Source organism: Acinetobacter sp. AYS6 (assembly GCF_025630795.1).
Lineage (GTDB): Bacteria > Pseudomonadota > Gammaproteobacteria > Pseudomonadales > Moraxellaceae > Acinetobacter.
Window position 1 is genome coordinate 75535 of record NZ_JAOTNV010000004.1, and the last position, 22258, is coordinate 97792.

Annotated in this window: 23 protein-coding genes and 1 other RNA gene; 10 read left to right on the forward strand and 14 right to left on the reverse strand. The window is 37.2% G+C overall.

What is annotated here, in order from left to right:
• The first annotated feature begins 43 nt into the window (after positions 1 to 43).
• Complete coding sequence (gigD, locus tag OD757_RS01200; protein WP_009390205.1) at positions 44 to 493, forward strand: Lrp/AsnC family transcriptional regulator GigD; 450 nt, start codon at positions 44 to 46, stop codon at positions 491 to 493.
• Positions 494 to 522: 29 nt separating this feature from the next.
• Positions 523 to 1071 (forward strand): GNAT family N-acetyltransferase, encoded by a 549-nt coding sequence (locus OD757_RS01205; RefSeq protein WP_263030591.1) that lies wholly within the window; start codon positions 523 to 525, stop codon positions 1069 to 1071.
• A 29-nt stretch (positions 1072 to 1100) separates the two neighbouring features.
• Here the strand turns inward: OD757_RS01205 and OD757_RS01210 are convergent, their stop codons facing one another.
• Positions 1101 to 1394: a hypothetical protein gene (locus OD757_RS01210; protein WP_009390215.1), complete on the reverse strand. Its 294-nt coding sequence runs from the start codon at positions 1392 to 1394 to the stop codon at positions 1101 to 1103.
• A gap of 418 nt (positions 1395 to 1812) precedes the next feature.
• Here OD757_RS01210 and OD757_RS01215 point away from each other — a divergent pair, with 418 nt between their 5' ends.
• The 4 genes from OD757_RS01215 (at position 1813) to OD757_RS01230 (ending at position 4645) form a co-directional block, all read left to right on the forward strand.
• Positions 1813 to 2499: an HAD-IA family hydrolase gene (locus OD757_RS01215; RefSeq protein ID WP_263030592.1), complete on the forward strand. Its 687-nt coding sequence runs from the start codon at positions 1813 to 1815 to the stop codon at positions 2497 to 2499.
• Entirely contained in the window at positions 2483 to 2911 is a 429-nt protein-coding gene (locus OD757_RS01220; RefSeq protein ID WP_263030593.1) for an RNA-binding S4 domain-containing protein, read from the forward strand. Before OD757_RS01215 ends, OD757_RS01220 begins: the two co-directional genes overlap by 17 nt.
• 145 nt (positions 2912 to 3056) lie before the next feature.
• A complete protein-coding gene (gene recA, locus OD757_RS01225; RefSeq protein WP_009390221.1) occupies positions 3057 to 4103 on the forward strand; it encodes a recombinase RecA in 1047 nt (348 codons plus the stop codon).
• 59 nt (positions 4104 to 4162) lie between these two features.
• Entirely contained in the window at positions 4163 to 4645 is a 483-nt protein-coding gene (locus OD757_RS01230) for a regulatory protein RecX (protein ID WP_263030594.1), read from the forward strand.
• A gap of 14 nt (positions 4646 to 4659) precedes the next feature.
• On the opposite strand, the gene ffs is transcribed toward OD757_RS01230, so the two are convergent.
• An RNA gene (gene ffs / locus OD757_RS01235) (signal recognition particle sRNA small type) lies at positions 4660 to 4756 on the reverse strand.
• A 314-nt stretch (positions 4757 to 5070) separates the two neighbouring features.
• Between ffs and OD757_RS01240 the strand changes: the two genes are divergently transcribed.
• Positions 5071 to 5934: a YbgF trimerization domain-containing protein gene (locus OD757_RS01240; protein ID WP_263030595.1), complete on the forward strand. Its 864-nt coding sequence runs from the start codon at positions 5071 to 5073 to the stop codon at positions 5932 to 5934.
• Positions 5935 to 5991: 57 nt separating this feature from the next.
• On the opposite strand, the gene lpxA is transcribed toward OD757_RS01240, so the two are convergent.
• From lpxA to rimO, 12 genes are all read right to left on the reverse strand, one after another.
• Positions 5992 to 6780, reverse strand: coding sequence for an acyl-ACP--UDP-N-acetylglucosamine O-acyltransferase (gene lpxA, locus OD757_RS01245; protein ID WP_009390301.1), 789 nt, complete (start codon positions 6778 to 6780; stop codon positions 5992 to 5994).
• A complete protein-coding gene (fabZ, locus tag OD757_RS01250) occupies positions 6777 to 7262 on the reverse strand; it encodes a 3-hydroxyacyl-ACP dehydratase FabZ (RefSeq protein WP_003652176.1) in 486 nt (161 codons plus the stop codon). The genes lpxA and fabZ overlap by 4 nt, the downstream gene beginning before the upstream one ends.
• 6 nt (positions 7263 to 7268) lie before the next feature.
• Positions 7269 to 8339, reverse strand: a complete 1071-nt coding sequence (gene lpxD, locus OD757_RS01255; protein ID WP_263030596.1) for a UDP-3-O-(3-hydroxymyristoyl)glucosamine N-acyltransferase — start codon at positions 8337 to 8339, stop codon at positions 7269 to 7271.
• Between the two features lie 4 nt (positions 8340 to 8343).
• Positions 8344 to 8844 carry an OmpH family outer membrane protein gene (locus OD757_RS01260; protein ID WP_005039993.1) on the reverse strand — a complete coding sequence of 167 codons (501 nt, stop codon included), beginning with the start codon at positions 8842 to 8844 and terminating at the stop codon, positions 8344 to 8346.
• A gap of 40 nt (positions 8845 to 8884) precedes the next feature.
• Positions 8885 to 11407, reverse strand: a complete 2523-nt coding sequence (gene bamA / locus OD757_RS01265) for an outer membrane protein assembly factor BamA (protein ID WP_263030597.1) — start codon at positions 11405 to 11407, stop codon at positions 8885 to 8887.
• 37 nt (positions 11408 to 11444) lie between these two features.
• Positions 11445 to 12800, reverse strand: a complete 1356-nt coding sequence (gene rseP / locus OD757_RS01270) for an RIP metalloprotease RseP (RefSeq protein ID WP_263030598.1) — start codon at positions 12798 to 12800, stop codon at positions 11445 to 11447.
• A gap of 1 nt (position 12801) precedes the next feature.
• The gene (ispC, locus tag OD757_RS01275) at positions 12802 to 13998 is read right to left on the reverse strand and encodes a 1-deoxy-D-xylulose-5-phosphate reductoisomerase (RefSeq protein ID WP_263030599.1); all 1197 of its coding nucleotides are present in this window, start codon (positions 13996 to 13998) and stop codon (positions 12802 to 12804) included.
• A complete protein-coding gene (locus OD757_RS01280; RefSeq protein WP_009390306.1) occupies positions 13999 to 14823 on the reverse strand; it encodes a phosphatidate cytidylyltransferase in 825 nt (274 codons plus the stop codon).
• Positions 14823 to 15575 carry a polyprenyl diphosphate synthase gene (uppS, locus tag OD757_RS01285; protein ID WP_009390100.1) on the reverse strand — a complete coding sequence of 251 codons (753 nt, stop codon included), beginning with the start codon at positions 15573 to 15575 and terminating at the stop codon, positions 14823 to 14825. The genes OD757_RS01280 and uppS overlap by 1 nt, the downstream gene beginning before the upstream one ends.
• A gap of 4 nt (positions 15576 to 15579) precedes the next feature.
• On the reverse strand, positions 15580 to 16134 hold the full coding sequence (gene frr / locus OD757_RS01290; RefSeq protein WP_004791853.1) for a ribosome recycling factor: 555 nt from the start codon (positions 16132 to 16134) through the stop codon (positions 15580 to 15582).
• An 85-nt stretch (positions 16135 to 16219) separates the two neighbouring features.
• The gene (gene pyrH, locus OD757_RS01295) at positions 16220 to 16948 is read right to left on the reverse strand and encodes a UMP kinase (protein ID WP_003652185.1); all 729 of its coding nucleotides are present in this window, start codon (positions 16946 to 16948) and stop codon (positions 16220 to 16222) included.
• A 50-nt stretch (positions 16949 to 16998) separates the two neighbouring features.
• Complete coding sequence (gene rimO, locus OD757_RS01300; protein WP_004701193.1) at positions 16999 to 18342, reverse strand: 30S ribosomal protein S12 methylthiotransferase RimO; 1344 nt, start codon at positions 18340 to 18342, stop codon at positions 16999 to 17001.
• 342 nt (positions 18343 to 18684) lie between these two features.
• Here rimO and glnL point away from each other — a divergent pair, with 342 nt between their 5' ends.
• From glnL to OD757_RS01320, 3 genes are all read left to right on the forward strand, one after another.
• Positions 18685 to 19794: a nitrogen regulation protein NR(II) gene (gene glnL / locus OD757_RS01310; RefSeq protein WP_003652188.1), complete on the forward strand. Its 1110-nt coding sequence runs from the start codon at positions 18685 to 18687 to the stop codon at positions 19792 to 19794.
• Entirely contained in the window at positions 19781 to 21274 is a 1494-nt protein-coding gene (glnG, locus tag OD757_RS01315) for a nitrogen regulation protein NR(I) (protein WP_034678061.1), read from the forward strand. Before glnL ends, glnG begins: the two co-directional genes overlap by 14 nt.
• Positions 21275 to 21540: 266 nt before the next feature.
• Positions 21541 to 22194, forward strand: a complete 654-nt coding sequence (locus OD757_RS01320; protein ID WP_263030600.1) for a TetR/AcrR family transcriptional regulator — start codon at positions 21541 to 21543, stop codon at positions 22192 to 22194.
• Positions 22195 to 22258 lie beyond the last annotated feature (64 nt).

A 22258-nucleotide genomic window follows, 5' to 3' on the forward strand; every position in this document is an offset into this window, starting at 1 on the left:
TAAAATTCTAATTAAAATTAGAAAATTTGGATGAAATTCGAAAATGAATGTAGATGCAATCGACCTAAAAATTCTGAAATATTTACAAGATAATGCTCGGTTGAGTAATCAAGAACTGGCCGATCTTGTTAACCTTTCGGCATCAGCTTGTCATCGACGCGTCAAAATTTTAGAAAGCAACGGAGTAATTGAAAAATATCAAGCCAAAGTTAATTATGAAAAATTAGGTATAAAAATTGAGGCGATTATTGAAATAAAACTTGCCCAGCTAACAGAAAATGATCACAACTTTTTTTTAAGTCAGATCAAAAATTTTGATGAAGTCATTAATGCATATATTATTACTGGAGAATCTAATTATGTTTTACATGTTGCAACTAAAGATCTAAATTCCTTTTCTCATTTTGTCATTAATACTTTAAATAAAATTAAAGGCGTGGTGAGCATCAACTCTAAAATCATTTTACAGAAAATTATACAAAAACCACTTTAACCTCTAATTTGCTATTAACGATTTACCCCATGATCGAAACTAAACGTTTAATTCTAAGACAATGGAAAGAAAGTGATTTTGAATCCTTTATCAAAATGGGTCTAGATCAAGACATCATGCAATTTTTCCCCAACCTTCTAACACCCCAAGAAAGTCTTAACTTAATCCAGAAAATTTCACTTCTCATTTATGAAAATGGCTGGGGCTTTTGGGCGGTAGAGCTAAAAGAAAGTCATGAATTTATCGGATTTATTGGTTTACACAACCAACCTGAACAATTTGACTTCTCTCCATGTGTGGAAATTGGATGGCGACTTGCAAAAGAATTTTGGAAACAAGGTTATGCAACAGAAGGAGCAAAAGCCGTTTTAGACTATGCTTTTAATGTGCTCAATTTAGATAAGGTTGCATCGTTCACCGCCTCTATTAATAAACCCTCTGAAACTGTAATGAAAAAACTTGGAATGCAGAAAGTTAAAAACTTTGATCATCCTAAAGTTGCTCTCCATCACGAATTAAGAGCACATGTACTATATGAAATCACAAAAGCATCATTCAACTTACAATTGGAGACTTAGGTCTTTAACAAAACTAATTTTAAAAATGTTTATTCATCAAAATCATAGCCGACAGAGGTCGAACATTCCCAATATTCATGAAGTTTATCCGCTATTTCTTCTTTTTCCATAGTGGTAAGCACATAAAAAAGTTTTGCCTCTTTATTTTTTCTTAGAATTAATAAATTGTAATAATCATACTCAGGTCCATTCAGCCCTAAGGTAAGTTGTGACTCACAATGTTTTTCTGCTTTGTAGTGCCACTCAAGTTTATAAGTATCAAGACCATCGGCAGCATTGATTACAATACCGTCATTGGTTCCGCCAATAAATCCAATTTTCATTGCTTTCTCTAAATTCTTATTAGGATAAATTTCAATATAACGTTAATTGAGTACGCTTCAATTTATATATTGTTTATCAAAAAGTATCGTATGTAACCATAATTAGAAAAGTTCTTAAATAATCCTTTAAATTTCTAATTTAGAAGATTTTGGTTATTGTTTTACTCTGAATGAAAGAAGAATTTTCTATTAAAACCATTTATTATTATTTTTTGTTTTGCAAAATTACACGCTATAATTTCAAACGATTTATCTTCCAATCCATCACATTCATCTATGTAAATTTTAGAAAAATTAATGGTGGAGCTTTACATTAATTTAAATATTCATAATTTTGTTTAATTTATGATTTTAAAAGGATCTATGGTAGATGTGTCATAAAAATTTTGCTTTGAATATTTTTGGAGATTTTTGACTCGTGTCTAAGATTGTAATGTTTGACATGGATGGTACGCTATTAGATCTCGCCTTTGATGATTTTATTTGGAATGAATGTCTTCCTGAACGACATGCAGAAATACATCAACTTCCCCTCGCCCAAAGCCAAAAAACACTGTACCAATTTTATCAATCACATAGGCATACTCTAGTTTGGTATTCATCAACCTATTGGACTAAAACTGTTGGAGTTGATGTACTCAAATTACAACAAGAATTTCAATCTAGGATCCAAGCTCGTAATGGTTGTATTGAGCTTCTGCAACAACTTAAAGATCTAGGGTACACGTGCTGGCTAGTAACGAATGCTGATCGCGCCAGCTTACGTTTAAAACTCGACAATATAGCAATTGAACATTTCTTTGATGTCATCATATCTAGTGAACAAGTTGGTTATGCAAAAGAAGATATTAATTTTTGGCAAGAACTCCAACGATTACATCCTTTCAATCCAAATGAAACGATTTTTATTGACGATACGGCACCCGTATTAAAAACGGCAGAGAAATTTGGTATTAAACACTTGTTTACTATCTCACAGCCCTCAAGTCTAAAGAATGCAAGACAGCATCAAGATTTAGAGTATAAGGCGCTAGATCGACTTACAGACTTGCTGTCTATATTGAATCAAATTGATAGAAAGGATAATGATGTCAAAATTGCTTGAAAACGATGCTGTAGAGACCATGCGTGTTGACAAATGGCTATGGGCTGCTCGTTTTTTTAAAACTCGTTCAATTGCTAAAGCTGCAATCGAAGGTGGTAAAGTACATCACAATAATGAGCGTGTAAAAGTTTCCAAAGAAATTCGTGTTGGAATGGAACTTATTATTCAGCAAGGGTCAGACAAAAAAACTGTTGTGATAAAGGCTCTTTCAAATACACGTGGCTCAGCGCCAATCGCACAGCAACTTTATGAAGAAACCGAAGTGAGTATTGCTAGACGGGAGTTGATTGCATCCCAACGAAAATTGCATAATCTAGCTCGGCCTGATCATAGACCGGGTAAAAAGGATCGTCGACAAATTATTCGATTTAAACAGGAGAATGATCAAAATTGGTCATATGATGATGAATAAAAACGTCGAGTTGTGTCGCACACACACATACAACACATAGAAGCTGTAGAAAAAATCTGTCACTATTAACCTAGTGAAACAAGTTGAGATTCAATGCATCCACTTGGGTTAAACGTGATGAATATAGAGTATTGAGGTTTTTGAGATGGATGAGAATAAAAGCAAAGCATTACAAGCCGCGCTAAGTCAAATTGAGAAACAATTTGGCAAAAATACGGTGATGCGTCTCGGTGACAACACTGTTCAAGCTGTTGAAGCTGTGTCTACAGGCTCTTTGACCTTAGATATTGCATTGGGGATTGGCGGTTTACCAAAAGGTCGTATTGTCGAGATTTATGGTCCAGAATCTTCTGGTAAAACCACAATGACCCTACAAGCGATTGCACAATGTCAAAAAACTGGCGGTACTTGTGCATTTATCGATGCAGAGCATGCATTAGATCCACAATATGCACGTAAACTTGGTGTAGACATTGATAATTTACTTGTATCACAGCCTGATAACGGTGAACAAGCACTTGAAATTGCGGATATGCTAGTTCGTTCTGGCGCAATTGATATGATTGTTGTCGACTCAGTCGCTGCACTTACACCTAAAGCAGAAATTGAAGGTGAGATGGGTGACTCTCATATGGGCTTACAAGCTCGTTTAATGAGTCAGGCACTTCGTAAAATTACGGGTAATGCTAAACGCTCAAACTGTATGGTTATTTTCATTAACCAGATCCGTATGAAGATTGGGGTAATGTTTGGTAGTCCTGAGACCACGACTGGTGGTAACGCATTGAAGTTCTACGCTTCTGTCCGTTTAGATATCCGCCGTATTGGTCAAGTAAAAGAAGGTGATGAAATCGTCGGTTCTGAAACTCGAGTTAAAGTTGTTAAAAACAAAATGGCTCCTCCTTTCAGAGAAGCTATTTTCCAAATCCTATATGGTAAAGGCACAAACCAACTAGGCGAACTTGTAGATTTAGCTGTACAGCAAGATATCGTACAAAAAGCGGGTGCTTGGTATTCATATCAAGGTAACAAAATTGGTCAAGGTAAGAACAATGTTATTCGCCACTTTGAAGAGAATCCTCAAATGGCTGGAGAGATTGAACGTAATATCCGTGAACAGCTGTTAACAACAGGTACGAATACTGCTCAAGTTGAAGATGAAGAAGAAGCTGATCTTCTATTAGAATCTTAATTATTTATGAGCATTAAAACGCCCTTCGGGGCGTTTTTTTACAAGGGAATCCTACTACCATGTTCAAAAGAACTGAAGAACAGTCTCAACAACGAGCACTGCTTACAGGTCAGCGTTTGCGCTCCTATGCTTTTGCTTTATTAACTCGTCGAGATTACTCCAAAGCAGAGCTTACTGAAAAATTAACTCGTTATGCACAAAATCCTGAAGAAGTTAAGCAACTTGTTGAGGAGTTATCTGAACAGAACTATCAAAGTGATCAACGTGTTGCTGAGCAAATGCTAGCTAGCCAAATTCGTAAAGGCAAAGGTCCTATGCGTATTAAGCAGGCTTTAAAAACTAAACAAATCGAAAATGATTTAATTGCAGATGATATTCAGAATATTGATTGGATAGAACAAGCGTATCAACTGAAAGTGAAAAAATTTGGCGTAGAAGTAGAAAAAGATCCAAAACTTAAAGCAAAACAGATTAGGTTTTTACAATATAGAGGATTTGATTTAGATGTAATTATAAAAGCAGTCCAACGGAGAGTGGACTAAAAGAATGGTGGCAGCCCCACTAGCAAAACTTCGGCACATCATAGATCTGCTACCGTTGCTACCTTCCGGTCCTGGCGGGGTTCACAGAGTACAATTGCGAAGCTACCAGCAGGGCTACCATTGCAAAACAGAGTATAGAGATTTTTAAAAGAGTTGCAAGCCTTCTTCACAGTTTTAAGCAAGTTTATGTTTCGATTGATTAATTCATCAGCAAAAAATCATAATTTTCTATACTTCCCTCTCCTATATTCCTTTCTTGTACCTTATTTTGGATAAAATATGCTTGAAGATTGTAAACTATTCTTGCATTTATATTGTTAGCTGTTTTAATTGCATTGACCAATTAAAATCTTAGATAGTTAAGTGAATAGTTTATATATTCCTTTCTCAAGTTGGCTTTTACATAAAATTATGGACCTATCCTCATGCGATTGATGAAGCATTCTTTATTATTTATTGCCTTAATGAGCACTACCTCTCTCTATGCCAACATTCCAATTGAGTCTCGCGGTTTAAGCCAAAGTGGTGGTAGTTCAACTAACACTTCTTCTAATAATGGTTCAGTACCTAGTAATTTAAACTGGGAATTAATGCAAAAAAACCAACAATTAGAAAATGATGTACGTACCTTACGTGGGCAATTAGAAGAGCAATCAAACGATATTGAACAATTGAAAAAAGATTTAACTAATCGTTATACTGACTTAGATCAACGTTTAGAACTACTTAATCAGAAAGTCGATCCTGAAAGTGCCCCATCAGACAATCCTGCAACCAGTGATGCTCCAGGTACGGCAAACACAGAAGCCTCTACAGTAGATAACAAAGTAGTGAATGCTGCTCCAACAAGCACCCCTTCCACTACTCCTCCACCACAACCGGAAGCGTCTCAGCCAGCTTCACAAAACCAATCAAACCCTGTAGAGCTTGAAAAGGCAGCTTATACTGTAGCTTTGGACGCCTATAAGCAAGGTGGTGCAAAAAAAGCGATTGCTCCAATGCAAAACTTTATCAAAAATCATCCTAATAGCGTCTATACAGGGAATGCCTATTTTTGGTTAGCTGAGTTTAATTTAGCAACTGATCCGGTAAACTATAATGAGGCAAAAAAGAACTACAATGTAGTAGCAACTCGATATCCAAATTCGAGTAAAGCTCCTCGTGCTCTTTATCAACTCTATAGCATTGCTAAAGATGTAGATAAAAATACAGCTTCAGCAAACCAATATAAAACTAAAATTTTAAGTCAGTATCCAAAATCTGAAGAAGCTAAATTTTTTAATAAATAATAATTTTAAGAAAAAAAAGACACCGCATATTGCGGTGTCTTTTTTTAATATATTTTCTTAGCGAACAATACCACGTTCTGACTGTTCAATAGAGTCAATCAATAATTGAGCTTCAGGAACATTCGGGAGAATATCATTTTTAATCTGCTCAACAGCTTGAACAGAAGTAAGTCCTGATTTAAAAATTAACTTATAAGCCTCTCTGAGACCTTGAATTGTATTTTTAGACCAACCCTTTCTACGCATTCCTTCGATATTAATACCAAATGCATGAGCTGGGTTACCAGAAGCCATAACATAAGCTGGTACATCTTTTAAAATTAGTGATGCTCCACCCACCATACTGTAAGAATCGATTTTACAGAATTGATGAATACCAGAATTACCACCAATAATGATGTGATCACCTATATGTACGTGTCCAGCAACACCAACGTTATTCGCGAAAATATTATGGTCACCAACAATACAATCATGTGCAATATGTGTATTAACCATCAATAGGTTATGACTTCCTATTTTAGTTAAAGCATTATCTTGCACAGTTCCTCTATGTAAACTGCAATGTTCACGAATTAAATTATGATCACCAATCTCTAACCAAGTTTCTTCACCTTGATATTTCAAGTCTTGGCAAACTTCACCAACACTTGCAAACTGGAAAATCTCATTATTTTGACCAATTTTGGTAAAACCGCCCACTACTACATGCGAATGTAGCTTAGTACCCGCACCAATCGTCACATTTGGACCGATAATGCAATAAGGTCCTATCTGGACATCTGGAGCAATCACTGCAGATGGATCAATAATGGCCGTAGAATGAATTAAGTCGTGATTGCTCATGCCTGCTCTGTTTTTTGGTGTGAAATCATAATTTCAGCGGTTGTTGCTACAATACCATCCACGGTAGCCGTACAATTATATTTGTAGATACCGCGTTTTTGCATTACTAATTCAGATTTTAATACAAGTTGGTCACCAGCAACTACTTGTTTTTTAAATCTAACTCTTTCCGCACCAGCAAAAAGAAATAAAGAACCAGGTTTTGGCGTTTCATTGTTCATAATAAACCCTAGAACACCTGAAACTTGAGCTAATGCTTCTACAATTAGAACACCAGGCATAATTGGATATTCTGGGAAATGCCCCTGTAGGAACTCTTCATTGATAGAAACATTTTTATAACCAACAATACTATTGTCAGTAACTTCAGTCACACGATCAACCAATAAGAAAGGATAACGATGCGGCAAATATTGACGAATCGTTTGAATCTGCATTGGTAATTCAGGGATGGCAAATTTAGGTGTAGTTGACTCGGTCATAATATTCTATTTACGCAAATTAAAGGTTGATTCAAGAGACTCTATTTGAGCTTGTATATGATCAAGTCGTTTAGTGATTTGGGTCAATGGCACATCTGCTAATTGTCGCAAGCGTACAATCGTCTTTTTCCAATGGCTATTTTCAAATAAACCAATTCCTGAAGAGTAAGTTCCAGCTTCAGAAATATTTTTTGTGACCATTGACATTCCTGTCAAAGTCACATTATCAGTAATAGAAAGGTGACCTGATACACCACAAGCCCCTGCCAGAATACAGTTTTTGCCAATTTTCACACTACCAGCAATTCCGCATTTAGCAGCGATAGCCGTATTTGAACCAATATGAACGTTATGCGCGATTTGCACAAGATTATCAATAATTACCCCATCTTCCAAAATTGTGTTGTCGAGTGCACCTCGATCAATACTGCAATTTGAACCAATACGAACATCATTACCAATAATAACTGAACCCAATTGAGCAATACGATGCCACTTTCCTTGATATGGCGCAAAGCCAAAGCCTTCACTACCAATTACAGTACTTGCGTGAACTCGCACACGATCAAATAATTTAGATCCACCAGTAATGGTGACATGGGCATCAATAAAACAATCTTTTCCAATTTCCACATTATCATCTAGTCGAGTGTGTGACTGAATAATCGTATTATCGCCTACCACACAATTTTCACCAATGACGACGTAATGACCAATATATGCTGTTTCGGAAATGATCGCAGAAGGATGAATTTGAGCCGTACTTTCTATACCCACCGATGTGATTTTTTTATCGAAAACATGAGTAAGTATGGCAAAAGCTAAATAAGGATTATCAACAATAATAAAATTTTGTTTGTCAGGAAGCTGTTCTTTAATAAGGCTTGTAACAATGTACGCACCCGCACGGCTAGCCTTCGCTTGATCAATATACTTTTCGCCATTCACGAAAGCAATTTGATGAGTTTCAGCATTTTCTAAACTTGCTAAGTTTATAAATTGAAGACTACCCGTACCTACTAGCTCACCATTTACGAGGTGAGCTAGTTCATCTAAACGATAATGTTGCACTTTCATTAATTTATTTCATTGAATTAACCTTTTGTATCATTTTATCAGTTAAATCATACTTAGCGTCATAGGCAACGGTTGAATTTTTATTCAAAATGAAGTCAAGATTATTTTCTTTTCGTAATTGTTCAGCTGCTTGCTTCACCCGAGTCTCAAAAGTTGAATTCATGCCTTGCAAACTAGTTTGAACTTTAGACTGCAAACCTTGTTGAGTAGAATTAAATTCATTGAGTTTTGACTGATATTGCGCTTGGAGCTTTTTAATATCATCTTCTTTCATTTTTTGGCCTTGAGTTTGGGCTTGACGTTGAAGACCTTCTAATTCTTTACCTAACTGCTCAAGACGAGTTGTGGTTGGCTTAACTGACTGATTTAAACTTGCGTTTTGTTGTTTCAAATATGCACTGTTTTCAACAACTTTAGCAAGATCAATAACACCATAACCCGCAGCGTTGGTCATAGCAGAAACTGTCAGACCTAGTCCTAACATTAATATATTTAATTTTTTCATTTAAATTTGTGTCCTTATTTCATGTTTAGTCAAGTCGTACTTAGAAAGTACGACCGATTTCAAACTGGATCTCTTTAGTTTCATCACCAGGCTTATCATTTAGAGGGAATGCATAGCTAAGAGATAATGGTCCAATCATGGTGATCCATGTGAAGCCAACACCTACGCTATAACGCATATTGCCTAAGTCGAAGCCATAGTTATCTTCACAGTATTTTTTAGCATTTGCAATTTGCTGACCATTCATAATCATAGAATAAGAACCAACATCACACTTGGTATCAAATACTTGACCGCCTTCAGCAAATAAAACTGGACGTACTTGACGAGTCCAATCACCTTTGAAAGGCAATGGTAAAGCGAGCTCTGTACCAAATTGAACTAAAGCATTCCCCCCAACTTCTTCCGGAGAAGAGTCATCTTTACCTTCTTCTTGTAAATTTACGCTTGAATATTTCGGACCCAAGGTACTGTTATCATAACCACGGACAGAGCCATAACCGCCGGCATAGAAGTTCTTATAAAATGGCAAATCATTACCATAACCCAACTTACCATAGCCACGAAGTACAAAACCTGTACTACCGATAGGGAAAAATGCCTGAGCATCATAAGTTGCTTTTTGATATTCAACATCACTACCAGGTAAACCAATTTCCAGACCTACACGATGTGACATACCTGAAGTCGGGAAAATTGGGCGGTTTAATGTGTTATATGACCAACCTAAATTTAAGTTATAGGTAAAGAACTCGCCTTCGAATGCATTCTCATAAGTTCTTTCGCCACCTTCCTCACATTTAGTGCTGGTAATATTACCTTTATCATCTTTTATAGGAATTTGTTTATCAAGTGGGCAATAGCTTTCTTTACCTGTTGCTTTACCACCATTTGCCTTCAAGTAATCACGAACATAGGTAGAGACATAAGGACCAGTCGTTACCTTAGTATTATCAATACCCAACGAAGCACTTAAACTTTGGTTTTCGTCAATTGGATAACCAAAACTTAAACTACCACCGAAACTATCAGTAACATAATTATTAACATTATAGTCATCATTTAGTTTTGTTTTACGATAGTAAACGTTATAACCGCGGCTTACCCCATCAATTGTAAAGTAAGGGTCAGTAACACTTAAGTTATAGTAATCTTGAGTTTCAGAACGAGATAAATCGATCGCAACACGATTACCCGTTCCCATAAAGTTAGTTTGACTCAAACCTGCCTGGAATGTGATACCACCACTTTGTGAGTAACCTACAGCTAATGTTGTAGTTCCCGAGTGCTGCTCTTCAACATTGACGTTTAAATCCACCTGATCTGGTGAATTTGGAATTCGTGCTGGTTTAATATCAACAGTTTTGAAGAATCCTGTACGTTCTAAACGAACCTTAGATAAATCAATTTTTTCATTGCTTGCTAAAGCACCTTCCATTTGACGCATTTCGCGACGTAATACTTCATCGGCAGTTTTACTGTTGCCTGTAAAGTTAATACGACGTACAGTCACTTGCTGACCTGGGTTTACATAGTAATTTAAGTCAACAACACCTGTATCGTTATTAATTTGCGGAACAATATTTACATCTGCAAAGTAATAACCAGCATTACCGTATTTACGCAATAATAATTGCTTAACAGCATTCACTTTTTCTTGTGAATACGTATCACCATCTTTATAGATTTTTAAAGCTTGTAACTCTTCTGGTTTATAAAGTGCATCACCCAAAAATTTGGTTTGTCCAAATTTAAACTGGCTGCCTTCATCTACAGCAACTTCAATAAAGATATTCTTTTTATCTTCACTAATATTAAGCTGCGAGTTATTGATATGGAAATTAATATAACCTTTATTAAGATACATAGCGCGCAAAGCTTCAAGGCTTGCTGCCATTTTCTCTCTCGCATAACGGTCATTACGCGTTACAATAGAAGCCCAACCACTTTCTTTAACTGCAAAGGCTTGTTTAATTTCGCTGTCTTTAAAAACAGTATTACCAATAATATTGATATTAAAAACTTTAGCGGCTGTACCTTCATTAAAATTTAATTTAAGTTCAACACGGTTATTTGGACGAGCTATCGTATCAACAGTTACATCAGCATCGTAACGACCCTGCTGGGTATATTGCTGCTCTAGTTCAGTTTCAATTGTTTGTAAAGCCGATTTCTTGAAAACTTCACCTTCAGCAATTCCCATCTTTTTAAGGCCTTGTTCCAATGCCTCTTTAGGAATAAGTTTATTACCCTTAAATTCAAGTTTTGAAATAATTGGGCGCTCTACAACATTAAAAACTAAAGTATCGTTATCTCTTGATGCTTTAATATCGTCAAAAAGTCCAGTGGCATACAATGTTCGAATTGCTTCTGCGATCATCGGTTCATTAACGCGATCGCCACTGTTGATTGGCAACATGGTATAAACATTTGCAGGAGTAAGACGGACCAATCCATCTACACGAATATCTCGAACAACGAAATCATCAGCTGCATATGCTTGTTGTACCGCTGCCATAGCGCTAACAAGTGCCAAAGGCATTAAAAAATGTGTGTGCCGCATGCCAGTTTTTTCCAGTAAGTTATAAATCCATATACGTTTACAAACGCATAAAATCGTTAAATAAAGCCAAAAGCATCATACTACCGAGCAGTACCATACCAATTTTTAGACCAAACATTTGTATTTGTTCAGAAACAGGCTTCCCACGAATAGCTTCAATAAAGTAATAAACTAAATGTCCACCATCTAGCATTGGAATTGGTAATAAATTTAAAATTCCAAGACTTACACTCATCAAAGCCATAAATGAGATAAAAGTCTGCCATCCCATTTCTGCACTTTGTCCCGCTACTTTCGCAATTGTAATTGGCCCAGAAAGATTCTCTAAACCAATTAAACCCTTAACCATTTTTACTATTGAACTCAATATCATGCTAGAGATTTGACCAGTTTTATCTAGTGACATTTCAAAAGCTTGTATTGGAGTATATTGAATTGTTTGCTTATATTCGTCAGGAATTGTAATTTTTCCTGCATCACTTTTCACGCCCAAGACACCGCTTACTTGCCCCATGTTATCCCGTTTTCCTTGAGGCATAATTTGCAAATGAACTACTTGACCATTACGTAACACATCAATATTGAGTAATTTTTCTGGAGAATGTTGCACAACCTCTACAACATCAAACCAATCTTTCATTGCTTGACCATTAATAGAAACAATACGATCACCTACTTTCATTCCTTGACGAATTGCAGCTCCATCTTGAGTCAACTCAGTAACAACAGCTGGAATAATAGGACGATATGGTAAAAAACCTAACACATCTAAAGCTGATTCATTCTGGTTTTTTAAGAAGTCTTTAATCGGTAAAACAATATTTTTTTCAGTACCTGCACGATCTACATCAATATTTACACTACCGGTTTCACCTACACGATCAATCAAAGCAAAGTTAAGCTTTTCCCAAGTTTGTGTTTCTTTTCCATCAACTGCAATAATCTTATCACCTACTTGCATTTGTGCAGTTGCTGCTGGTGAATTTGGTATAACCTTACCAACTCTAGTGTTCAGTTGTTCTTGTGCTGGTAAAAATAAGATCCAGAAAAGTAAGACAGCAAAAATCAGGTTAATTAAAGGACCAGCTGCAACAATTGCTATACGTTTCCATGGTTTTTGACGATTAAATGCATAAGGTAAATCCTGCTCTGCAACATTACCTTCACGCTCATCGAGCATTTTTACATAGCCGCCCAATGGTAAAGCTGAAAGTTGATATTTGATTCCAGATTTTTTTGATGTCCATTTGAGTAAGGTAGGCCCAAAACCAATGGAATATACTAAAACCTTAACACCTAGTTTTCGTGCAACCCAATAATGGCCGAACTCATGGATTGCAATTAAAGGACCAAGTAAAAGAGCCGCTGCTGCAATCATAAATAATGCGCTCATTTCAGCCTCCTATACTTGATATATATTGCTGTGCTACATGTCGTGCTATTTCATCTTTATCTAAAATGCACTCAATATTTTCAGCAACTGAATTTTCCAATTTTTGCAAAGTATGCTCTACCACTTGTGGGATATTTGTAAATCCAATTTGTTCCTTTAAAAATGCAGCAACAGCAACTTCATTTGCAGCATTTAAAATAGTAGGTGCCAAACCTCCCGCCCGCATTGCTTGGCGTGCCAAATCAAGTGCTGGGAATTTTTGAATATCTGGTGCTTGAAAATTAAGTTGAGAATATTCAAATAAATTTAAAGCAGGAACACTAGTCTGTAAGCGCTCAGGCCATGCTAAAGCATGAGCTATGGGCGTACACATATCAGGATTACCCATTTGTGCCAATGTTGAACCATCCACATATTGCACCATAGAATGAATGATACTTTGTGGGTGAACAACAACTGTAACAAAATGTTCGGATATTGAAAACAAATGGCATGCTTCAATCAATTCCAACCCTTTGTTCATAAGTGTAGCTGAATCAACTGAAATTTTTTGCCCCATTGACCAATTGGGATGTTTACAGGCTTGCTGAGGAGTAACTTTTTTTAGTTGCTCTAAAGAATGGTTTAAAAAAGGGCCACCAGAGGCTGTTAATAAAATTCTAGATACGCCTTGCTGTGGTTGCCCATTTCTTTCGGCTTCTAAATAATTATGAGGTAATGACTGAAAAATAGCGTTGTGTTCGGAATCTACTGGTAATAACAATGCCTGATGATCACGTGCTGCTTGCATCATGATTTCACCAGACATAACCAAAGCTTCTTTATTCGCTAATAATACACGTTTACCAGCTTTCACAGCGGCCAACGTTGGCAACAAACCTGCAGCACCAACAATTGCAGCCATAACCACATCAACTTCTGGATGTGAAGCAATACTGACTAAACCTTGCTCGCCAACCAAAATTTCAATATTTTGTAATTTATTATATGCAAATAGAGCTGTTAATTCGGCAACTTTTTGCTCAGGCACAACTACAACTTTTGGTTGAAAAAGTTTACAAATTTCAACCAGCTCAGAAATTCGGCTATGAGCTGAAACTGCAAACACTGAATACTTATCAGGATGTTGATTTAAAATTTTTAAGGTACTTTGACCAATGGAACCGGTTACACCTAATATGCAAACAGATTGTGTCATCTATAAATCTACACCAATAAGTTTTAATATATACATTCCCGTTGCAAAGATCGGGGCTGCAGCAAGTAAAGAATCAATACGATCTAAAACACCGCCATGTCCTGGCAGAACACGACCAGAATCTTTAATACCGGCACGACGTTTAATCATTGATTCAAATAAGTCACCCAAAACTGAACCAAATACTGTAATTAATGACAATATAAGAAACAGAATTTGCTGAATTAAAGTTAAATTTAGATAATGATATTGCACAACTACCATTATTAATATGGTCGTAAGAATACCCCCATACAAACCTTCTACTGATTTGTTTGGACTTACAGTTGGAGCTAGTTTTCTTTTTCCAAATTTACGACCAACAAAGTAAGCCCCACTATCTGCACCCCACACGAGTAAAAACAGATACATTAACCACCATGGTGAACTTTGCCATACTACAAAAATTGACGTTACCGCAGCGCAGACTAAAATTATGCCAATTACATACAAGGTTGCGTTATACCAGCCATCAAATTCAGGAAATGACTTGACCCAATATACACTTACAATCCAAGTCAAAATTGAAGCAGACCACAAAAGTAATGCAATATCATGAAAAAATAGGGCGACACCTGAAACAAATGCAACAAGCAGACCGTAGCACCAAGCTTTGGGTTTAACAGCATTTGCAGTTTCACGTGGCATTAATTTATACCACTCATACCCCGCAACCCCTGCTGCAACAATCATAAGAACCAACATTGGATAATGTGATTGCGTAGCAAACATACAGCCTAAAACAACTGCAACAAGTACCAATGCGGTAACAATCCGCTCTAACATTATAAATTCTCTATTTTCTCTTGCTGAATTTGTTCAGATGTTTTGCCAAAACGACGCTCACGCCCTGAAAAAACATTCAATGCATGGTCGAACTCTTTTACTGTAAATTCTGGCCATAAAGTATCCGTAAAATACAGTTCCGCATAAGCTGCTTGCCATAGCAAGAAATTAGATATGCGATAATCTCCACCTGTACGGATTAATAGGTCCACAGCTGGCAGATCGTTTAGACTGACATATTTTTCGAACAAATCAACATTTATTTGATCAGCACCAAATTCACCACGGGAAACAGCCTCTGCAACCTGTTTTGCCGCATTTGCAATGTCCCACATCCCACCATAGCTTATTGCAATAGTGAGCGTCATAGTGTCATGGTGTGCTGTCTGTTGCTCTGCATCTTCCATTAAGGCAACTAAGTGTGAAGATAATCGAGAACGATCACCAATAAAACGCAAAGCAATATTAAATTTCTTCATGCGAGGTATTTGCTCATGAATACTTTCTTCCAAAAGCTTCATAAGTAGATCGACTTCATACTGCGGTCGATTCCAATTTTCACTTGAAAATGCAAAAACAGTTAGAGCACGTATACCAGTTTTTTTACAATGTTCAACGATAGGATCAAGAACATTTTTACCTTCCCGATGCCCATCACCTTTTTGCATTTGATTTTTTTTTGCAAAGCGGTTGTTGCCATCCATAATGATGGCAACATGCTTGGGAAGATGATACTCTTCAGAATCGGTCATAAAATTAGACCTTCATCAATTCTGCTTCTTTCGCTGCAAGACGTTTGTCTACTTCTGCAACATATTTGTCAGTAATTTTCTGAATATCATCACCTGCACGGCGCTCATCATCTTCAGAAATTTCTTTTTCTTTTAACAATGCTTTGATGTCACCTAATACATCACGACGGATATTACGAATCGCAACTTTTGCATTTTCAGCTTCGTTACGCGCAACTTTTTGCATATCACGACGTGTTTCTTCAGTTAAAGCTGGTAAAGGTACACGAATTGCATCTGCTGTAATCGGGTTTAAACCAAGATCACTTTCACGGATTGCCTTATCAATAGCTGAAACCATTGTACGCTCAAATGGCTGAACAATAAGTGTACGAGAGTCTTCAATACCCACGTTTGCTACTTGATTTAATGGCACATCAGAACCGTAGTAAGGAACCATCACACCATTTAAGATTGATGGGTGTGCACGGCCGGTACGAACTTTAGCAAACCCGAGTTCCAAAGACTCTAGAGTTTTTAACATACGCTGTTCGCTGTCTTTTTTCAGATCGTTAATCATATGATCTACCTTACTTATTTATTCAAAGATATATTTAACAAATTTAATTTAGCGCTAGTATAAAGAGCTTTCGGTAACACGTACATTATTTAGTAACGCGCGTCCCTTCTTTTTCACCCATCACTACTGACAATAACGCACCTGATTTATTCATATCAAAAACTTGCAATGGCACGTTATGGTCACGACATAAACAAATCGCTGTCAAATCCATAACACCAAGTTTCTCATCTAATACTTGGTCAAACGTTAAATGATCGTATTTAACAGCATCTTCAAATTTACTTGGATCTTTATTATAAACGCCATCTACTTTGGTCGCTTTTAAAATTAAATTCGCTTCAATTTCAATTCCGCGTAAACATGCTGCTGTATCGGTTGTGAAAAATGGATTTCCTGTACCCGCAACGAAAACACAAACTTCACCTTGGCTTAAATGACGAATCGCATCACGACTTGAATAAGACTCTACGACTGTACCAATTGGTAATGCAGACATAAGACGAGTTCTGATATTACGGCGAACTAGAGCATCACGCATAGCTAAGCCATTCATCACAGTTGCAAGCATACCCATTTGATCGCCTGTTACACGACCAACCAAGCCATCTTTTTGCAACTGACTACCACGGTACAAATTACCGCCACCCACAACGATACCCACTTGCACACCCAAGCCAACCAAGTGTGCAATTGAAAGTGACATATGATCTAAAACTTGGGCATCAATACCCATATCTTTATTACCTGACAATGCCTCACCAGATAATTTTAATAGAATACGTGAATAACGAGGGCTAATTGTTTCCGCCATGACTTTGCTCCAAAACCTCTTAAACTGAATGCTCTTTAAATATATTTCGATTAAACCGATTTAATTTTAATTAACTTTGCAAATAAATCGTATTCGTCTGCATCGGTAATTTCGACTTCCAACATATCGCCCGGTTGAATAGTGCTCTTATCGATATCTTCTACAAACACATTACCGTCAATTTCCGGAGCATCGGCATAAGAACGTGCAACGGCAACAGGATATTCATCTTCCAAACCATCAACTAGTACAGTCATCGTTTGACCAATACGTTTTTGTAATTTTGCAGCAGATATTTGCTGCTGCACTTGCATAAAGCGCTCGTAACGCTCTTGCTTAATTTCTTCTGGCACATGATCGGGTAAATCATTTGCCGTAGCGCCTTCTACTGGTGAATAGGTAAAGCAGCCTACACGATCAAGTTGAGCTTCAACTAACCAATCTAACAAAATCTGGAAGTCTTCTTCAGTTTCACCTGGGAAACCCACCACAAAAGTAGAACGAATCACAAGATCAGGGCATTTTTCACGCCATAGCTTAATTTTTTCTAGTGTATTTTCACTATGTGCCGGACGCTTCATTAATTTAAGAACGCGTGGGCTTGCATGTTGGAAAGGAATATCTAGATATGGCAGGATTTTACCTTGTGCCATTAAATCAATTACCGCATCCACATGTGGATATGGATAAACATAGTGTAGACGCACCCAGATGCCCAATTGGCCTAGTGCTTCACACATATCGAAGAATTTTGTCTTAACAGGCTGACCATTCCAGAAGTCAAGTTTGTACTTGGTGTCTACGCCATAAGCCGATGTATCTTGAGAAATAACCAAGATTTCTTTAACACCTGCTCTTTTAAGTGCCGCAGCTTCTTCTAATACACTACCGACTGGACGAGAAACCAAGTCACCACGCATACTTGGGATGATACAGAAGGTACAACGGTGGTTACATCCTTCAGATATTTTTAAGTAGGCATAATGCTTTGGTGTTAAGCGAATCCCTTGTTCAGGAACCAAATCAATAAACGGATTATGTTTAGGTGGCGCTGGTACATACTCATGCACAGCTTCCATCACATCTTGATATGCTGCTGCACCAGTAACCTTTAAAACGTTTGGATGCATTTGACGAATTTTATCTTCATCTTTACCTAAGCATCCGGTAACGATCACTCGACCATTTTCACTCATGGCCTCGCCAATTGCATCTAGCGACTCTTGTACCGCAGATTCAATAAAACCACAGGTATTAACAACTACTAAATCAGCACCATCATAATCTGATGCAACTTGATAACCTTCAGTCTTTAACTGAGTTAAAATTCGTTCAGAATCTACCAATGCCTTAGGACAACCTAAAGAAACAAAACCGACTTTGGGGGTCTTCATGAATCTGCGCTCCACTTGAATGCGCGTATTGTATGTCTTTTCTTGTCTCAAGCATAGGTGGAAAGCCTACTCTTTGTGTAATGCACCAAAATACAACCAACATTTGCACCAAAACTCACCTTTGCACCAATTTAGATCATGTTATTATCTAAACTTAAGCTACCCGTTTTGATCAAAAGATATAAAGAACGATTTCAGCGCGTTTTTAAGTACCTTAAAACTTTAAAATAACCCATAAACAAAGTTGGCGTATATTTTGCATCGTTCATGTTCTATAACGGTGAAAATCCGATAACCAATGAAGATGCCATTGCGCTATTTTAAGACAGGAACGATTCGCTAATGGATCAACACAACCCTATCGACTATCGCCTCTTGGTAGACAATTTAACTACTGCGATTTTATTAATCGATAGTAATTTGAACATTTTTTATTTAAATTCAGCCTGCGAAGCACTATTTGACATTAGTTTGCTTCGTGCTTCAGGACAGCCCGTTTTAAACTTGCTTCATGCCCCTGACGATACTTTTAATACGCATGAAGCTTTATTAAACACTATAAAAACCGGCCAACCTTATACACGTCGAGAAGCTGTCATTAATGTCAACTTTAAAGATCTCCATGTGGATTACACGGTTTCTCAATTAAATGCAGGTAAAAGCTACCATCCACTACTGTTGATCGAGCTCAATCCAATTGATCGCATGTTAAAGATTTCAAAAGAAGAAAATCTGGTTCAACAGCATCAAGTAGCTAGGCAGCTCGTGCGTGGTGTTGCACATGAAATTAAAAACCCCCTTGCAGGTATTCGGGGAGCAACCCAGTTACTCGCTCGCAGTTTAAATGATAAGACTTATGCGGAATTCACCGATGTCATCATTAATGAAGTAGATCGTTTAACCAACTTGGCTGATACCATGTTAGGTTCTAGACAACTGCCAAGTTATGAAAATGTTAACGTACACGAACCCTTAGAACGGGTACGCTCTCTTATTGCAAACCAGACAAAGAAGAAAATTAAAATTATACGTGACTATGATTTGTCTTTACCCGATGTTAATGCTGATCGTGATCAGTTAATACAAGTCATGCTCAACATTAGTGTAAATGCAATTCAAGCCATCACTGAAAACAAAGCATTTTTTATAGATCAGGAACCAGAGCTAATTTTACGTACCCGCATACAACGGCTTGTCACAATTAATGGTGTGCTAAATCGGTCTACAGTGCGGGTCGATATTGAGGACAATGGGCCAGGTATCCCTGAGAGTATTTTAGAGTCTGTGTTTTACCCGTTGGTTACCGGACGAGCAAAAGGTACTGGGCTTGGCCTGAGTATTGCACAGAATATTATGCATCAACATAACGGAATGATTGAATGCCAATCTGTTCCTGGAAAAACTATTTTTAGCTTATATTTACCTTGGGAGTCAGACCGTGTCGCGAAATAAAATATGGGTTATTGATGATGATCGCGCCATGCGATGGGTATTAGAAAAGACCTTTAAAGAAGAAGGTTTTGATGTCACTAATTTTGAAGAAGCTCAAACTGCACTTGAACGTTTGCACCACGAAGCGCCCGATGTCATTTTAACTGACATTCGAATGCCTGGAATTGATGGTTTAACTTTCTTATCTAAAGTTAAAAACTCTCATCCAGATTTACCTGTCATTATTATGACTGCCCACTCCGATTTAGAGTCTGCTGTATCAAGTTATCAAACAGGTGCATTTGAATATTTGCCAAAGCCATTTGATATTGATGAAGCTTTAGCTTTAGTGAACCGTGCAATTCTGCATATCAACAAACTACAGCAGCAAGAAGCCACAAAAACAGCTTCGCCTCTTCAATCAACAGAAATTATTGGTGAATCTCCAGCAATGCAGGAGGTTTTCCGCGCTATTGGTCGTTTATCTCAATCTCATATTACTGTTTTAATTAATGGTGAATCTGGTACAGGTAAAGAATTAGTTGCGCATGCTTTACACAAGCACTCACCACGCCGTGCAAAGCCTTTTATTGCCTTAAATATGGCGGCAATTCCAAAAGATTTGATTGAAACCGAGTTATTTGGTCATGAGAAAGGTGCATTTACAGGTGCAAACACTCAACATCAAGGCCGCTTTGAGCAAGCAAATGGTGGAACTCTATTCCTTGATGAAATTGGCGACATGCCATTTGAAACACAGACTCGACTACTTCGTGTGCTCGCTGACGGTGAGTTTTATCGTGTAGGTGGACATATTCCAGTTAAAGTTGATGTTCGAATCGTTGCAGCAACGCATCAGGATTTAGAAAAGCTGGTAAATGAAGGCCGCTTTCGTGAAGACTTATATCACCGTTTAAATGTGATTCGCATTCATATTCCTAAACTTGCCCATCGCAGTGAAGATATCCCAATGCTGGCTCAGCATTTTCTTGCACGTGCTGGCAAAGAACTTGGCGTGAGTCCAAAAATCTTACGTACCGAGACAACAGACTATATGCAACAGCTGCCATGGCCCGGTAATGTTCGACAACTTGAAAACACGTGCCGCTGGTTAACTGTAATGATTACCGGACGTGAAGTTTATCCGGAAGATTTACCTTCTGAACTCAAACAGGTTCCATTGCAAAAAAATAGTGACTCTGCACAACCTGCTCCTTCATTTGAACGCATTTCTTTACACCATTGGGATGAATTACTCAATCAATGGGCAATTCAAAAGCTTAAGAATGGTGAAATGAAGATTTTGGATATTGCTACACCAATGTTTGAGCGCACTTTAATTAACGCCGCTTTACAACAAACGCGTGGACGAAAACGTCACGCAGCAGAATTATTAGGTTGGGGCCGCAATACCTTAACTCGCAAGTTAAAAGAACTTGGAATGGATTCTGCTGACGATGATGAAGAAGATGAACATAAGGTTACCCAAACTGAAGCCTAAAAAACTTATCCTCTAATTTGAAAGCGGCTAAGAGTATCTTAGCCGCTTTCAATTTGCGGTTAGATTTTTATTAATTTTAAAAATGAACATAAGGTTACATCATTAGATCTTTTTAAAACTCCCCTTAAGCTTATATTTCCTATTGGTTTATTTTTTAAAGTACATGTTTACTGTTCAGCAGATGAACTAAAAAAATAGCGATGACCATCCTTAAAGATAGTTTTGCTATACTAAATAAGCAAAGTTAACCGTTGTTATGAAATTTTATGCATGATTCCGTCCTTGAGTCACATCATTCAATATGTGAAAAACCCCAAACACGTCGAGGTATAGAACGTCGCTTAGCTTTATTGCTAAGTGCAACCGAGCTGTTTTTGGATAAAGGATATGATGCCGTTTCTCTTGATGACATTGTTAATCATGCTGGTGGTTCAAAAGCTTCTATCTATAAATATTTTGGCAATAAAGATGGCTTATTTACCGCAATTTGCGATTATCGCCGTGAAATGTTCTTTAAAGATATTTGTGTACCCTTTCAGCCTTCCCAAACATGTTTACGCAACTATTTAATTCAAACTCTCATTCGCTTTTATACTCATATTATTCAACCCGAACATATCGCTTTTTTACGTTTAGTTATTGAACAAACACAATGCAATGCAACTTTGAGCAAATACCTATATGAAAAATGTGCTCAAGATGTACAAAACACAATTGCTCAGGCACTTCTAATTTCCCATCAGGCTGAAGAAATTCTTTGCACTTCTCCTAATCATTCTTCATTAATGTATTTTGGAATTTTACGTGATATAGAATGGCGCATGATTATGGGGATGCCGCTACCACCGGATGAGAAAGAAGTAATTGATTATATTCACTATTGTGTTGATGTTTTCTTAAGAGGTCATCATAAAGCCTAATTCTTTTGCATTTTAAAATGCTTATAGTATAGTAGACTTCTTTTTTCCCACATCCACCCAGCCA

Excerpts from the sequence above, each read along its gene's own strand:
- gigD (WP_009390205.1), top strand. The coding sequence starts at position 44 with ATGAATGTAGATGCAATCGACCTAAAAATTCTGAAATATTTACAAGAT.
- OD757_RS01205 (WP_263030591.1), top strand. The coding sequence starts at position 523 with ATGATCGAAACTAAACGTTTAATTCTAAGACAATGGAAAGAAAGTGAT.
- OD757_RS01210 (WP_009390215.1), bottom strand. The coding sequence starts at position 1,394 with ATGAAAATTGGATTTATTGGCGGAACCAATGACGGTATTGTAATCAAT.
- OD757_RS01220 (WP_263030593.1), top strand. The coding sequence starts at position 2,483 with ATGTCAAAATTGCTTGAAAACGATGCTGTAGAGACCATGCGTGTTGAC.
- recA (WP_009390221.1), top strand. The coding sequence starts at position 3,057 with ATGGATGAGAATAAAAGCAAAGCATTACAAGCCGCGCTAAGTCAAATT.
- OD757_RS01230 (WP_263030594.1), top strand. The coding sequence starts at position 4,163 with ATGTTCAAAAGAACTGAAGAACAGTCTCAACAACGAGCACTGCTTACA.
- OD757_RS01240 (WP_263030595.1), top strand. The coding sequence starts at position 5,071 with ATGCGATTGATGAAGCATTCTTTATTATTTATTGCCTTAATGAGCACT.
- lpxA (WP_009390301.1), bottom strand. The coding sequence starts at position 6,780 with ATGAGCAATCACGACTTAATTCATTCTACGGCCATTATTGATCCATCT.
- fabZ (WP_003652176.1), bottom strand. The coding sequence starts at position 7,262 with ATGACCGAGTCAACTACACCTAAATTTGCCATCCCTGAATTACCAATG.
- lpxD (WP_263030596.1), bottom strand. The coding sequence starts at position 8,339 with ATGAAAGTGCAACATTATCGTTTAGATGAACTAGCTCACCTCGTAAAT.
- OD757_RS01260 (WP_005039993.1), bottom strand. The coding sequence starts at position 8,844 with ATGAAAAAATTAAATATATTAATGTTAGGACTAGGTCTGACAGTTTCT.
- bamA (WP_263030597.1), bottom strand. The coding sequence starts at position 11,407 with ATGCGGCACACACATTTTTTAATGCCTTTGGCACTTGTTAGCGCTATG.
- rseP (WP_263030598.1), bottom strand. The coding sequence starts at position 12,800 with ATGAGCGCATTATTTATGATTGCAGCAGCGGCTCTTTTACTTGGTCCT.
- ispC (WP_263030599.1), bottom strand. The coding sequence starts at position 13,998 with ATGACACAATCTGTTTGCATATTAGGTGTAACCGGTTCCATTGGTCAA.
- OD757_RS01280 (WP_009390306.1), bottom strand. The coding sequence starts at position 14,823 with ATGTTAGAGCGGATTGTTACCGCATTGGTACTTGTTGCAGTTGTTTTA.
- uppS (WP_009390100.1), bottom strand. The coding sequence starts at position 15,575 with ATGACCGATTCTGAAGAGTATCATCTTCCCAAGCATGTTGCCATCATT.
- frr (WP_004791853.1), bottom strand. The coding sequence starts at position 16,134 with ATGATTAACGATCTGAAAAAAGACAGCGAACAGCGTATGTTAAAAACT.
- pyrH (WP_003652185.1), bottom strand. The coding sequence starts at position 16,948 with ATGGCGGAAACAATTAGCCCTCGTTATTCACGTATTCTATTAAAATTA.
- rimO (WP_004701193.1), bottom strand. The coding sequence starts at position 18,342 with ATGAAGACCCCCAAAGTCGGTTTTGTTTCTTTAGGTTGTCCTAAGGCA.
- glnL (WP_003652188.1), top strand. The coding sequence starts at position 18,685 with ATGGATCAACACAACCCTATCGACTATCGCCTCTTGGTAGACAATTTA.
- OD757_RS01320 (WP_263030600.1), top strand. The coding sequence starts at position 21,541 with ATGCATGATTCCGTCCTTGAGTCACATCATTCAATATGTGAAAAACCC.